This window comes from Uliginosibacterium sediminicola (genome assembly GCF_039631295.1).
GTDB classification, from domain to species: Bacteria; Pseudomonadota; Gammaproteobacteria; order Burkholderiales; family Rhodocyclaceae; genus Viridibacterium; species Viridibacterium sediminicola.
Window position 1 is genome coordinate 233,909 of record NZ_JBDIVE010000001.1, and the last position, 13,155, is coordinate 247,063.

The window sequence follows — 13,155 nt, forward strand, 5'->3', positions numbered from 1 at the left end:
CTCAGCCTTCAAGCACGGGTTCGGAGATCTCGATCAGGTTCAGATCCGGGTCGCGCAGATAGATCGAGCGGATCTTGTGCACGGCGCCGGTCCGCAGCACCGGCCCTTCGACGATGGGCCAGCCGGCCTGCTCGATGTGTGCGATGACCGCGTCCAGCGGGATGGAGGCAATGAAACACAGGTCCAGCGCGCCGGGTACAGGCAGATGCGCCTTCGGTTCAAATTCGCTGCCCCGCACATGCAGGTTGATCTTCTGCTCGCCGAACTTCAGCGCATAGCGGCCATTGCCGAACTGCTCCAGGCGCATGCCCAGCAAGTCGGTGTAGAAGCGGATCGTCGCGTCGAGATTGGTGGTGGTGAGAACGAGGTGGTCCAGATGATCGATCATGATGACAAGTGCCTGACAAGGAAGACGTGCTGTGCAGCTTAGAACAGCCGCCGCCCATGCTGTGATCAATTCGTTCAAGCAGCCTTTCCCGGCAGGCAAGGCTGAGGCCGCCGCCTGTGCAAGAATAGGCATCCCGGCCCGCCCCGCACACGCCATGATCAACCCCGCCCACCTCGACCTGCAATCCCTGCGCCTGTTCCTGCGCATCGCGCGACTGGGCAGCCTGACCAAGGCCGCCGAGGAATCCAGCCTCACCCTGTCGGCCTTGAGCAAGCGCCTCAGCGACCTCGAAAAACTCATCGGCATGCCGCTGGTGATGCGCAAGCGGCGCGGCATCAGCCTCACCCCGGCGGGCGCCGACCTCGAACGCCACGCCCGTGCGCTGGACATCCAGGTGCGCCGCCTGGCCAGCGACATGAGCGAATACGCCAAGGGCGCCAAAGGCTGCGTGCAGGTGTGGGCCAACCCCGCTGCGGTGATCCAGTTCCTGCCCGACAGCCTGGCCCGCTTCCAGGCCGACAGCCCGCTGATCCGCATCCAGCTCAAGGAAGAACTGAGCGGCCAGATCGCCACCGCCCTGCGCAGCGGCGAAGCCGACATCGGCATCTTCGCCGCCAACATCGACCACAGCGGCCTGCACACCCAGGCCTGGCGCAGCGACCAACTGGTGGCCCTGATTCCGCGCGATCACCCGCTCGCACGCGATACGGGCGCACTGCGCTTTGCCGAGCTGCTCGACTACGATTTCGTCGGCCTCAACGCCGGCAGCGCCCTGCTGCGCCAGCTCGAAGACGCGGCCGAAGCCGCCGGCAGCGTGCTGCGCCTGCGCATCCAGGTCACCAGTTTCGAAGCGGTTGGCCGCATGGTCGAAGCCGGGCTGGGCCTCAGCGTGCTGCCCGCCGGCAGCCTGAGCCAGGGCGGGCATCGCTATCACACCCGTGCGATTGCCGAAGACTGGGCCGAGCGCCACCTGCTGATCGGCCTGCGCGAAGGCGGCCAGCTGCAACCCGAGGTCGCCCGCCTGTTCGAACACCTCACCCGCCCGGCAGCCTGAGCCGGCGCGCACTTCAGCGCGCAGGCTGCGGGCGCGGCGCCGCGTGCGTCGTGCTCATGCCCGCTGCGCGCACGCTGCACGCGCGCTGCGCCGGCAAGGCCGCCAGCTCGCCATCGCTGAGGCAGACCACGCGGTTGCGGCCCTTGCGCTTGGCTTCGTACAACGCCGCGTCAGCCGCCGCGATCAGCAACTCGTCCTCGCGCAGATCGCCACAGCTGGGGTGGATCTGCGCCAGACCAATGCTCAGGGTGATGCAGTGCTCGCCATCCGCGCAGATCGCCATGCACTCCAGCTCTTCGCGGATCGACTCGGCAATGTGCAGTGCATCCTCAACCGGCGTCATGCCCAGCAGCAGCACGAACTCATCGCCCCCGTAGCGCGCCGCGAGGTCAGATGGCCGCCGCGCATGGCGACTGATTGCCGCCGCAATGGCGCGCAGGCATTCATCACCGAACACATGCCCGTAGGTGTCATTGGCCTGCTTGAAGTAATCGGCATCGATCAGCATCAGGCTCACCGGCCCGTGCCCGCGCCGCGCGCGCGACAGCTCGTTGCGCAAACCATGGCTGAACAGCTGGCGGTTGGGCAGGCCGGTCAGGCTGTCCATATTCATCTGCCGGGTATGGCAAACCGCCAGCAAGTGGCGCCCATCCTCGACGAAGGCGCGCACCTTGAGGGAATAAAAGCGGTACTCGTTCTGACTGTGACAAGGGTAGATCTGCTCGAAGCTCTCGTCCTCGCCACTGAGCACGCGGCGAATCCCTTCCGCCGCCTCGGCCGCCATGCTGTCGCCAGATTCCGCCGCCTGATCGACCGCCTGCAGATAATCAACGCCGATCCAGTCCAGATTCGGGGAACCGTTTTCTTCGCCAAACTCGATCCAGCTCGCATTGGCGAAAATGATGACTCCCCGCTCATCGAGCACGACGATGTTCGCATCCAAGGCATCGACCAGCGTTCTGAACACCCCGCGCCCTCCCCGAGTCCGCAAACGCCCCCGGCGCCCGCGACTCCAATCATCCAGCATAGGCATGGCGATATGCTAAGCGCAATGCGCGCAGCCGGAAAAGCAGCCTTTATGCATGATCTCGCGCAAAACTCAACGTAAAACGCGCGGCCAAGTGCTCAACGCCGCAGCCTAACCCTGACAAAGGAGCCAACAGGCGCTTGGTTGAGTACAGATTCATCCTTGGCCTCAAAACAGCCGGCCAGGTTCACGCCGCCCGCTCCCCGGAATCGCTCAAACGCTCAATCACGGAGAGATTCTGGCTTTGTGGGCGAACGCGGGACTCTAGCCGTGCGCCCCGTGAGTAGAGAAGGGATTACCGGGAAAATTCTTGATCTATAGCGATTTTTAGATCGCCCTCCAAATACAATCAAGAATCACTTCTATTTAGAGGGCGTATTTGATACTTTTCAACGCCCATCAAACCCATGACAGAAGAAATAATCGACTCGCCTAATGAGGTGGCAAATTTGAAAAAAGTAATCGCGTCCTTATCAGCCATAGTCCTGGCCTCGTTAGGTGCCTACTCCGCAGCATCCGGAGCAGCGTCAACGACTGACGTCACATCGTTATCGAAAACGTTAGACGCTACGCAAAGAAACGCCCAAGCGGCGCTAAGTAAAGCAAAAGACCTCTATGAGAGCAGACGAGGCTCATTGGGAGTAAACGGGCAAGGTCGAAATTTCGTTACCAACGAAATGGAGCCTTACTTCAACAGAGGAATGACGTTCGACCAAGCAGAGGAGATGATCAAGCAGATGGGAGGCCAAGTAAGCCCACGAGGCGTGAACCCGCTAATGGGAACTTCAATATTGGCTTCTGGTGTGTATGGGCATGTGGTGCTCGAATCCTCTTTCCCGAGAAAAGCTATTTTAAGCGTGACACTCTTACCTTCGGAGCCGGGGAAATACGATGTAGTAGATAAGGTCGAAGTTGAATTAACTATTTCTGTTCTTTGATGAGTGGTGTCGTGTAATGACGCGGTCCGGCGGAGTGCTCACGCCGCCCAACGACCTGACTTTGCCTCGACGTGACGCTGCGCTAACGCAGCCATACTCGCACGGCAAGAAGCCCGCTTCGGCGGGCTTCTTTTTGATGGTCAAGACACTGCTCAGCGCTGGCCGGCCTGGGAATCGGCCGCAGCGCTCTTCGGCTTATAGCCTGAGATCTCATTGCCGGCATCGAGCGGCAAACGCAGGAACTGGAAAGCTGCGATCACGGCGAGCACGCCCATCAGCCCGAAGGCCCAGCGGAAATCGACCAGCAAGGGGGCGCTATGGCCATGCAAGGCTTGCGAAAGATGCAGGAGCAGCGCGGCGACGGCTACGCCCAGCAGCATCGCCAGCTGCTGGAACATGCTGGCCAGGGTGCTGGCCGAATTACGCTCGGCCTGGCTGATGTCGGCAAAAGCCAGGCTGGCCAGTGAAGTGAAGGCCATCGAGCGGGTGAGGCCGGCGCAGAACAGGCTGGCAAACATCAGCCAGCGTGAAGTATCGGCCTCGAAAAGAGCGCAGGCAGCGATGCTCAGGCCGCACAGCAGGCTATCGACAAACAGCACCCGACGGAAACCGAGACGCCGCAACGTACGTGTGGTGATGGCCTTCATGCCTAGATTGCCGATGAAGTACGCGAACAGAAAGCTGCTCGCCTCCAGCGCGCTGAGCCCGAAACCCAGCTGGTAGAGCAAGGGCAGCAAGAACGGCGTCGAACTGACGGCGATGCGCACCCAGGTCCCCGCCGACAGGGTCGACAACGCGAAACTCAGCCGCTCAAAGGGTTTGAGACTGAGTAAGGGCGTCGCGGTACGCGCCAGATGGCGCAAGGCAAAGTAAGCGAGGATCACGCCGATGCCGATCAGCAGCCAGGGCACAGGCCGCGTGATCTGTCCATGACCGAGCGACTCCAGCCCGGTCAGTACCAGCGCCAGCGCGCTGGCGGTGTAGATGAAGCCGGGCCAGTCCAGATTGTCACGCTGGGTGCTGCGCGTCAGCGGCAGATAACGCCAGGCGAGCAGGCTGCCGGCCAGACCGAGCGGCAGATTGAGCAGGAAATTCCAGCGCCAGCCCGCGTAGGTGGTGATGAAACCACCGAGCACCGGGCCGATGACCGGCGCCACCAGCGCGGGCCAGGTGATGAAGGTATTGGCTTCGAGCAGCTCTTGCTTGCTGGCCTGATGCAGCACGATGATGCGCCCGACCGGCACCATCATCGCCCCTCCCAGGCCTTGCAGAATGCGCGAGGCGATGAACTCAGGCAGGCTGCGCGACAGCCCGCAGATCAGCGAACCGAAGGTAAACAACAGGATCGCGCCGACAAAGACGCGACGTGCGCCAAACCGCTCGGTGAGCCAGGCTGAAAGCGGCATGAAGATAGCTACCACCAGCATGTAGGTCGTGATCCCCACGCTCATCTGCACAGGCTGCACCCCCAGACTGCTGGCCATCTGCGGCAGCGAGGTATTGAGGATGGCGCCGTCAAGCATCTGCATGAAGGCAGCAGCAGCGACAATCAGTGCGGTACGTCGGGTCAGCGGATTGAGAATACTCATGAATCAGTGGGGCAATGTGAGGGGGCGGATCTGCAAGGCGTACGCAGAGGAAAAATGCAGCGCTGCTGCCATACACAATAGTTTGCACCAACACCCGCCCCACCAGGGCGCGCTCGCGCCGCCCAGGCTCAGCGGCAAAGCCCGGCGAAAGCACGCCCGGCAGACGCCGGCATGGTCGCCAGACCAAACCGTCGGCCGAGCGCCGAGCGCACCATCCGCACCCGGCCAGCGAGGTGGTCCCCCGCCTCCTGCAGCCGCAACGAGGACGGGAACAAGGCCCCGATCAGCGCTGGCGTCTGCAGGTAAAAACTTGCAAAACACAGAATGTCGAACATGACGGGCCTCGTTTTCGCAGCTATTCACGCCGGCAGCTGCCGGCTCACTTGACGACACGCATATCGATCAGCTTGATCTTGCTGAAGCCCAGCACCTTCGGCACATACTTGCCGTAGATCTCGACCGGTGTGTTCTGATCGATGGGCGCATTGAAGCCTGCGTAGAGGAAGCCGCGCTTATGCTTATGGTCGTGATCGTCATCCACGTCCAGATAGATCGTGCCAGTACCATCGTTGAACTCGTACAGATCATGATCGAGGCGGCGCGTAATATGCCCTTTGAGTGTGACGAAGCTATCCATCAGCAAGCTGCCCTGCAACTGCTTGACGGTGCTGCGGCTCGCGTCGGGACCGACGAATTGCGCCATGCTTGCGCTGGCGGCAAAGAGGCTGCTGGCGATGAGACCTGCGGCGATGATGTGTTGGATCTTCATGATGCGCTCCTGTCTTTAGAGTGAAGTGCCGACCGTTTCGGTACAGCGTGATTGCAGTCTAAAGAAGCGATCCTGAACGCCAGCTGAATAGCAGCGCCGGCGCCGTGAGCGCCGCAGCAACACACACACAAGCCCGCGGTTAATCGCCCGGCAGCTGGCCGCCGGCTCACGCCCAGGTGGCGAAGCATGGCAGGGTGAGCTCGGTGAGCCCACCCGCTTCGCAGCAGTCAAAACAACTGGATCATTGGCGGCCCACTACGCCCGCGCCACAGTTCCCTCCCCCTCGGGGTAGGGTGCCCCGCCAGGGGCAGGAGAGGGGAAATAGCTCGCGCCCCAGAACTATCCATGACCGGGTGCGACGCCCCCACCTCGCCCGGCGCTGCGCGCCACCCTCTCCTCAAGGAGAGGGCACGGCAAAGCCCCTGCCTGCTCAAGCGGCACAAGCCTCGGCTTGACAGCGCACAGCGCCAGCGCCCGCAGTCCCCTCCCCCTCGGGGTAGGGTGCCCCGTCAGGGGCGGGAGAGGGGAAATGGCTCGCGCCCCACAAGCGCTCCATGAGCGGGTGCGACGCCCCCACCTCGCCCGGCGCTGCGCGCCACCCGCTCATCAAGGAGAGGGCACGGCAAAACCCCTGCCTGCTCAAGCGGGCAAAGCCCCGGCGTGCTCAGTTCTTCTTGGCCTTCGCAAACGCCGCCGCAAACGCGCTGTTGGCAACGGGCGCCTGGCGTGGCGCTTGCGCGGGTCGGCCCTGCGGGCGCTCATTGCGGCGCGCTGCGCCATCGGGCTTTGCTCCCTTCGCGACTTCATCGGCAAGGCGCATGGTCAGCGCGATGCGCTTGCGCGGGATATCGACTTCGACCACCTTGACCTTGACGATGTCGCCGGCTTTGACGACTTCGGCGGGGTCCTTGATGAAGCGCGTCGACATCGCGGAGACATGCACCAGACCGTCCTGATGCACGCCGATGTCGACGAAGGCGCCGAAGTTGGTGACATTAGTGACCACGCCTTCGAGCAGCATGCCGGGCGTGAGGTCCTTGAGTTCTTCGACGCCTTCGCGGAACACGGCGGTCTTGAATTCGGGGCGCGGGTCGCGGCCGGGTTTTTCGAGTTCGCGCAGGATGTCCTGCACGGTCGGCAGGCCGAAGCGCTCGTCAGTGTATTTGCGCGGATCGAGCTGCTTGAGCGTCGCCGTATCGCCAATCAAGTCGCGTGCTTTTTTCTGCACGTCGGCAAGCATGCGCTCGACGACCGGATACGCCTCGGGGTGAACCGATGAGGCGTCGAGCGGGTTGCTGCCGCCGGTAATGCGCAGGAAGCCCGCGCATTGCTCGAAAGTTTTCTCGCCCAGACGCGGCACTTTCTTCAGTGCGGCGCGGCTGGCAAAGGCGCCGTTCTCGTCGCGGTGGGCGACGATGTTCTGCGCCAGCGTGGCATTGAGGCCGGAGATGCGTGCGAGCAAGGCGGCGGATGCCGTGTTCACATCGACGCCAACGGCATTGACGCAGTCTTCAACCACCGCGTCGAGCGAGCGCGCCAGCTTGGTCTGGTTGAGGTCGTGCTGGTACTGGCCGACGCCGATGGCCTTGGGTTCGATCTTGACCAGCTCGGCGAGCGGGTCTTGCAGGCGGCGCGCAATGGACACGGCGCCGCGCAGGCTGACATCGAGATCGGGGAATTCCTTGGCGGCGAGTTCGGATGCGGAGTAGACCGAGGCACCGGCTTCGGAGACGACGATTTTGCTGACGCCCGGCGCAGCGCTGAGTGCAATCGCCTCCGCCGCAAGCTTGTCGGTCTCGCGGCTCGCGGTGCCGTTGCCGATGGCGATCAGCTGCACGCCGTGCTGGCGGATCAGGGTGGCGAGCGTGTGCAGCGCGCCGTCCCAATCGCGGCGCGGTTCGTGCGGGTAGATCGTCGAGGTGGCGAGCAGCTTGCCGGTGGCATCGACCACGGCGACCTTCACGCCGGTGCGGATGCCGGGGTCGAGCCCCATGGTCGTGCGTGCGCCGGCCGGCGCGGCGAGCAGCAGATCCTTGAGGTTGCGGGCGAAGACGCGCGTCGCTTCAAGCTCGGCGCGTTCGCGCAGCTTGCCCATCAGATCCAGCTCCAGCGACAGGCCCAGCTTGGCGTGCCAGGCCAGACGCGCGGTATCGACCAGCCACTTGTCAGCCGCACGGCCCTGATCGCGAATGCCCGCAGCATGCATGATGCGGCGCTCGCAGGGATTCGGCTCGAGCGCGCGCGAACCGTCTTCGGGGTCGCTGTCGAGCGCCAGGCGCACGCGCAGCACCTCTTCATTGCGACCACGGAACAGCGCCAATGCGCGGTGCGAGGGAATGTCGGCCAGCTTCTCGCGGTAATCGAAATAGTCGCGGAAGCGGGCAGCTTCGGCATCCGCTTCCTTGTCTTTCGCGACGTTCGACACGACGATGCCATGCGCATCGAGGTATTCGCGCAGCTCGCCGATCAGTGTGGCGTTCTCGGCAAACTGCTCCAGCAGAATCTGCCGGGCGCCATCGAGCACAGCTTTCGCGTCGGCAAAGCCGGCTTCGACGTTGAGGTACTTTTCGGCTTCTGCTTCGGGTGGCAAGGTCGGCGTCGCGAGCAGCGCTTCGGCCAGCGGCGCAATGCCCGCCTCGCGCGCGATCTGCGCCTTGGTGCGGCGCTTCTGCTTGTAGGGCAGGTAAAGGTCTTCGAGGCGCTGCTTGGTGTCGGCGTTGTCGATCTCGGCTTGCAGCGCGGGTGTCAGCTTGCCCTGCTCGGCAATGCTGGCGAGCACCGCACTGCGCCGCTCTTCGAGCTCGCGCAGGTAGCCCAGGCGTTCTTCAAGATTGCGCAGCTGGGTGTCGTCCAGCCCGCCGGTGACTTCCTTGCGGTAGCGCGAGATGAAGGGCACGCTGGCGCCGCCATCGAGCAGTTCGATGGCGGCAATGACCTGGCGGGGCTGCGCGCCGATGTCGGCGGCAATGCGATCTTGAATGGACGGGAGCATGAGCAATCAGAAGAGCGACAGAGGCCGGGACTATGCCCTAATGCAGTTTACTTAGGCAATGTGCCTGTTTGATGCGCTGGCTTTCACCGCAAAGGACGCCAAGGAAAAGCAAAGGGCCGCAAAGGAAAACGATTGTTGTGGTTTTCTTTGCGGCCCTGCTGTCTTGCTTGGCACTCTTTGCGGTGAAAATCCGCCGCCCTGAAACTGAACACTTTGTAACTGAGCTGCACTGGGGACAATGCCCACGCTGAGGCGCTGGGGCAAGTGCGCCGCCCGCACGTATCGCTAGCCTGCCGTTGCAAGGTGGCCCAGCGCGTAGTACTGCAGCGGACCTTCTACATCGGCAGGCGGGCATTCTGCCCACAGACGCAGGCGCACCAGACTCCAGCTCGTTGGCTCGTAGGCCGTGACCGCCGCCAGAGCGCCACAGTGGCCAATGTCCGAGGCGCTGCGCGCGGATTCCGTGCGCGCCAGCTCAGCCAGATCGACATAGGCAGGCAGACTCACGAGTTCACGCGTCGCCCACTTGGCCGCGCGCTGCGCAGGGCCCTGGTACTCATTGAGCACGGACCAGACACGCACGGCCGGCCAGCCGAAATCGCGCACCAGCGCAGCAAAACCCGCGCTGCTCAGAAAGCTGTTGAGGCCTTCATTGTCCTGCCACAGATAGAACGGCGCGTAGAGGTTTTCAGCTGAGCGGTAGTCCTCAGCGTCGCGACGCGCATAGAGGAATGCCTTGAACCCGAGCAGCGGAAAGCCATCCATCAAGTGGCCCTTGTCGGCGATGCGGCGCTCGATGACCCTCATGTCATAGTCCGCAGGTAAGGTGAAGCTGTATTGCATGGCAAGCATGATCCGTGACTCCCTAAATGATTGGTGCAAGAGCATTACCGCAAGACTGATCTTCGGCGCGCTTGGTCGTGTCTTTCCTTGTTGATCAGGCCGGCAAAGATTCAAGCGCGGTCAGTGCCGAGGCGGCCGTTGGCCAACCGGAATAAAACGCCAGATGGGTGATCAGTTCGGCCAGTTCGGCACGCGTGATGCCGTTGTCCAAGGCGCGTTGCAGATGAAAAGGCAGCTGTTCCAGGCGATACAGCGCAACCAGGGCCGCAACCGTGATCAGACTGCGTTCGCGCGGCGCAAGCTCGCTGCGCTGCCAGACGTCGGCAAACAGGACCTCGTCAGTCAAGCTTGCAAATTTGGGGGCGACTGCGCCAAAGATTGCAGCGGCGCTGCCGGGCTGTGCGGGGGTGGTCATCTGCGGCTCCTGTGTGAGGTGTTGACGACTTCACTGTAGCGCGCGAGGATTGTTTAGAAAATTGGATAGTTTTTGATTTACTGTTCAATAAAACAGGACGATCGCCATGCACAAAATCAGTTTCGATCTCGATGTGCTGCGCAGCTTTGTGACCGGCGTCGAGCTTGGCAGCTTCGCCCAGGCGGCTGAGCGTGTCGGACGCTCGACCTCGGCCATTAGCGCCCAACTCAAGAAGCTTGAGGAGCAAGTCGGTGTGCCGGTATTACGTAAAGCGGGACGCGGCATGGCGTTGACGCCTACCGGCGAGATCCTGCTCGGCTATGCGCGGCGCTTGCTGGCGCTCAACGACGAAGCGGCCGCCGCCGTGCGCGGTGCCGATCTGGCCGGCGTGGTGCGCATCGGCTTGCAAGAGGACTTTGCCGAGCATTTGCTGCCGAGCATTCTGGGCAGCTTCACCCGCGCCCACCCACAGGTGCAGATCGAGGCGCGTGTGACGCGCAATGCGCAGCTGCTGGAGCTGATCCGCAGCAACCAGATCGACATTGCACTGAGCTGGGATGCCGGCGCTGCAAGCGCCTATTGCGAGCAACTGGGCGTGCTGCCGATGTGCTGGATCGGCCCGGCTGAACATGCCACTGCAGCGCTAGCCAATACTCAGCCGCTGCCCCTGGTGTTGTTCGAGTCGCCCTGCCTGATGCGCAGCGCCGCGACCCAGGCCTTGGACCAGGCCGGTCAGGTCTGGCGCGTGGCCTTCAGCGGCGGCAGCCTGAACGCCTTGTGGGCCGCTGTCAGCGCGGGCCTGGGCATCACCGTGCGCACACGCGCCGGCCTGCCCGCGCATCTGCGCGTACTGCAGGATATGCCCGCGCTGCCCAGCATCGCGCTGCTGATGCATCGCGCCGAGGCGGTGCCGACACCGGCCGTTCGCGCGCTGGGCGAGATCATCGCCGAGCATCTGCGCGAACTGCCGGGCCGCGCTTAAGCGCCAGCTCAGCAGCACTCCTGCTCGATGCGGTCGAGCAGGCTCAGCGCAGTCTCGTCGGCATGCTCCTCGAACAGCTCACGGATCTGGTTGAGATTGCTGTGGATCAGGAACAAGTCGTCGGGCGCAGGGCCGCTGCCGCCGGCAGCCTTCTTCTTGAAGTATTCCCAGAAGGCGTTGGTGTAGTGCGGGTCGTCGATGTAGCGGCGCAGGTGGCTCATCACTTCGCGCGCCTTGGCGTCGCAATCGAGACCGATGAAGCTGACGTAGCGATCGGTCTTGGTGTTCTGGCAGGAGCAAGACATGAGACATCCTTGAGTTCAAAGGGATGTCGCATGCTAGCGAGCGCGGCGCGATCAGACTGTCGGCTGCACGACACTTTGTGACGCGGGACAAACTTTTGCCGCTGGCCCGGGCTCGCTGTCGCCCTCCTGCCAGCGCTGCAGCACCTCGGGACGCAGCAGGGCCAGATGTTTGCGGCCCTGCGGTGCGAGGATGCCCTCGCGCTTCATGCGGTTGATCAGGCTGGAGACAGTCTGCCGCGTAGTGCCCAGCAGCTGGGCGATTTCGCTGGCCGACAGCTCCAGCGGAATCAGCGCCGCGCCCGCCTCGTTACGCTGGCCGTGCTGGCGTGCGCTGAGCAACAGCAGGCGCGCCAGGCGGCCGGCCACGTCGCGAAAAGCGAGGTCTTCGATGATGGCGATGCTGTTGTCGAGAATCCGCCCCAGCACTGGCATCACCAGGCCCAGCATGCCCGGCTCCATGGCCATGCTGCGCGCGAATTCGCGCGTCGACATAGAGAGCAGCTCGCAGGCGCTCTCGGTCCGCAAGTAGGCGCGCGTGTGCGTGCTGAACAGTTCGCCCGCCGCGAGGTAGGCGAGGGTCAGCTCCTTGTCGTCATTGGCGACGTAGACGCGGACGCGCCCTTGGCGCAGCAACAGGATGCTGTCCTGCCGTGCTTGTGGCGTGCTGATCAGATAGCCGCGCGGCAGCAGCTGGCGGCTGAAGCGTTGCAGCAGTGCGTCGGGAAACGCAGCGGGTGGTCCGCCGCAGACCTTGGGAGCTGAGCTCATGTCGTGATTGCAACAATCCAAGCGTGAAACCACTTTGCCGCAAGTTGTGTGCCGTCGCGGCGAGCACCCCGCTTTGCTGCCGCGCACGTACAATCGCCGCCATGACTGAAAACACCAAGATGGACGCCGAAGGCGCGGCAGAGCTTGTCACCGAGGCCCGCCTGTGGCGCGACAAGGGCTGGACGGCGCAAGTAATCAAGAACGAAGACGACGACGGCTGGGCCGTTGCCATGTACCGCGAGGGTGAAGCCGAGCCCGCCCTGGTTGGCCCGTGGACCATGGGCCGCGACAAGAAAAACCCCAAGCCACTCGATGCCTTCGCCTTCAGCACCCTGGTGAAGACGGCCTCGGAAGTGATCCGCCGCGCCGAGCAGCACGAATACGCCATGCTGCACAAACGCCTGATGGTCGCCACAGAGAGCGGCAATATCGACGTGGCGCTGGACATCGTGCCCGACGATGACGACCCCTACGCCCTGCTCAGCGCCTTTGACGCCGACGGCAAGCAGCTCGCCCAGGTGCGCGTCGGGCCGGAGTTCAAGTTCAACCTGCGCAGCGCCACGGCCTGGATCGAAGACGAATTCCGCCGCCCCGGCGAGTAAGGCCCTATGCCCATCGCCAAACTTGCGGCGCTGTCGCCGCGCAAACGCCGTATCGTCCAGGCCATGCTCTACGAGAGCCTTGCCGTGATCCTCGTCACCCCCGCCGTAGCCTGGTTGTTCAATCATCCGCTGTTCTCGGCGATGACGCTGTCGGCGCTGATGTCCGGCATCGCCCTGGCCTGGAACTACAGCTTCAACACCGCCTACGAGCACTGGGAAGCGCGTCAGGCGATCAAGGGCCGCACGCTGTTGCGCCGCCTGGTGCATGGCGCCGCCTTCGAGCTGGGGCTGATGCTGTTCCTGATTCCGCTGATGGCCTACTGGCTGGACGTGAGCCTGCTCACCGCCTTCATCGCCGACATCGGCATCATGATCTTCTTTTTCTTCTACACCATCGCCTTCACCTGGCTCTTCGATCAGCTCTTCGGCCTGCCGCAATCGGCACACGCCACACGTGAAGGCGCGCGCGGCTGACCTGCGCGT

15 protein-coding genes are annotated in these 13,155 nt (G+C 63.3%); 5 read left to right on the forward strand and 10 right to left on the reverse strand.

Annotated features, from left to right (window positions below):
* Position 1 precedes the first annotated feature (1 nt).
* Positions 2-388: a VOC family protein gene (locus ABDB84_RS01150; protein ID WP_345917829.1), complete on the reverse strand. Its 387-nt coding sequence runs from the start codon at positions 386-388 to the stop codon at positions 2-4.
* A 31-nt stretch (positions 389-419) separates the two neighbouring features.
* Between ABDB84_RS01150 and ABDB84_RS01155 the strand changes: the two genes are divergently transcribed.
* Positions 420-1,442: a LysR family transcriptional regulator gene (locus tag ABDB84_RS01155; protein WP_345917830.1), complete on the forward strand. Its 1,023-nt coding sequence runs from the start codon at positions 420-422 to the stop codon at positions 1,440-1,442.
* 13 nt (positions 1,443-1,455) lie between these two features.
* Here ABDB84_RS01155 and ABDB84_RS01160 read toward each other — a convergent pair whose 3' ends face one another.
* Positions 1,456-2,409 carry a diguanylate cyclase gene (locus ABDB84_RS01160; RefSeq protein WP_345917831.1) on the reverse strand — a complete coding sequence of 318 codons (954 nt, stop codon included), beginning with the start codon at positions 2,407-2,409 and terminating at the stop codon, positions 1,456-1,458.
* A gap of 467 nt (positions 2,410-2,876) precedes the next feature.
* On the opposite strand from ABDB84_RS01160, the gene ABDB84_RS01165 reads away from it, so the two are divergent.
* Positions 2,877-3,407 (forward strand): hypothetical protein, encoded by a 531-nt coding sequence (locus ABDB84_RS01165; protein ID WP_345917832.1) that lies wholly within the window; start codon positions 2,877-2,879, stop codon positions 3,405-3,407.
* 152 nt (positions 3,408-3,559) lie between these two features.
* Here ABDB84_RS01165 and ABDB84_RS01170 read toward each other — a convergent pair whose 3' ends face one another.
* The 6 genes from ABDB84_RS01170 to ABDB84_RS01195 all read right to left on the reverse strand — a co-directional run bounded on the left by ABDB84_RS01170 (position 3,560) and on the right by ABDB84_RS01195 (position 10,015).
* Positions 3,560-4,996, reverse strand: coding sequence for an MFS transporter (locus ABDB84_RS01170; protein WP_345917833.1), 1,437 nt, complete (start codon positions 4,994-4,996; stop codon positions 3,560-3,562).
* A gap of 128 nt (positions 4,997-5,124) precedes the next feature.
* Complete coding sequence (locus ABDB84_RS01175; protein ID WP_345917834.1) at positions 5,125-5,331, reverse strand: hypothetical protein; 207 nt, start codon at positions 5,329-5,331, stop codon at positions 5,125-5,127.
* A 44-nt stretch (positions 5,332-5,375) separates the two neighbouring features.
* A complete protein-coding gene (locus ABDB84_RS01180) occupies positions 5,376-5,765 on the reverse strand; it encodes a NirD/YgiW/YdeI family stress tolerance protein (protein WP_345917835.1) in 390 nt (129 codons plus the stop codon).
* A 664-nt stretch (positions 5,766-6,429) separates the two neighbouring features.
* Positions 6,430-8,757, reverse strand: coding sequence for a Tex family protein (locus ABDB84_RS01185; RefSeq protein WP_345917836.1), 2,328 nt, complete (start codon positions 8,755-8,757; stop codon positions 6,430-6,432).
* Between the two features lie 285 nt (positions 8,758-9,042).
* Positions 9,043-9,609 carry a DUF4865 family protein gene (locus ABDB84_RS01190; RefSeq protein ID WP_345917837.1) on the reverse strand — a complete coding sequence of 189 codons (567 nt, stop codon included), beginning with the start codon at positions 9,607-9,609 and terminating at the stop codon, positions 9,043-9,045.
* An 85-nt stretch (positions 9,610-9,694) separates the two neighbouring features.
* Positions 9,695-10,015, reverse strand: a complete 321-nt coding sequence (locus tag ABDB84_RS01195) for a carboxymuconolactone decarboxylase family protein (protein ID WP_345917838.1) — start codon at positions 10,013-10,015, stop codon at positions 9,695-9,697.
* 106 nt (positions 10,016-10,121) lie between these two features.
* Here ABDB84_RS01195 and ABDB84_RS01200 point away from each other — a divergent pair, with 106 nt between their 5' ends.
* Positions 10,122-10,997: a LysR substrate-binding domain-containing protein gene (locus ABDB84_RS01200; RefSeq protein WP_345917839.1), complete on the forward strand. Its 876-nt coding sequence runs from the start codon at positions 10,122-10,124 to the stop codon at positions 10,995-10,997.
* Between the two features lie 8 nt (positions 10,998-11,005).
* On the opposite strand, the gene cowN is transcribed toward ABDB84_RS01200, so the two are convergent.
* Both cowN and ABDB84_RS01210 read right to left on the reverse strand, forming a co-directional pair.
* Positions 11,006-11,302: a N(2)-fixation sustaining protein CowN gene (gene cowN, locus ABDB84_RS01205; protein ID WP_345917840.1), complete on the reverse strand. Its 297-nt coding sequence runs from the start codon at positions 11,300-11,302 to the stop codon at positions 11,006-11,008.
* Between the two features lie 51 nt (positions 11,303-11,353).
* Complete coding sequence (locus tag ABDB84_RS01210; RefSeq protein ID WP_345917841.1) at positions 11,354-12,070, reverse strand: Crp/Fnr family transcriptional regulator; 717 nt, start codon at positions 12,068-12,070, stop codon at positions 11,354-11,356.
* Positions 12,071-12,171: 101 nt separating this feature from the next.
* Between ABDB84_RS01210 and ABDB84_RS01215 the strand changes: the two genes are divergently transcribed.
* Together ABDB84_RS01215 and ABDB84_RS01220 are read left to right on the forward strand one after the other, a co-directional pair.
* Complete coding sequence (locus tag ABDB84_RS01215) at positions 12,172-12,672, forward strand: hypothetical protein (protein WP_345917842.1); 501 nt, start codon at positions 12,172-12,174, stop codon at positions 12,670-12,672.
* Between the two features lie 6 nt (positions 12,673-12,678).
* Positions 12,679-13,146 (forward strand): PACE efflux transporter, encoded by a 468-nt coding sequence (locus tag ABDB84_RS01220; RefSeq protein WP_345917843.1) that lies wholly within the window; start codon positions 12,679-12,681, stop codon positions 13,144-13,146.
* Positions 13,147-13,155: the final 9 nt, after the last annotated feature.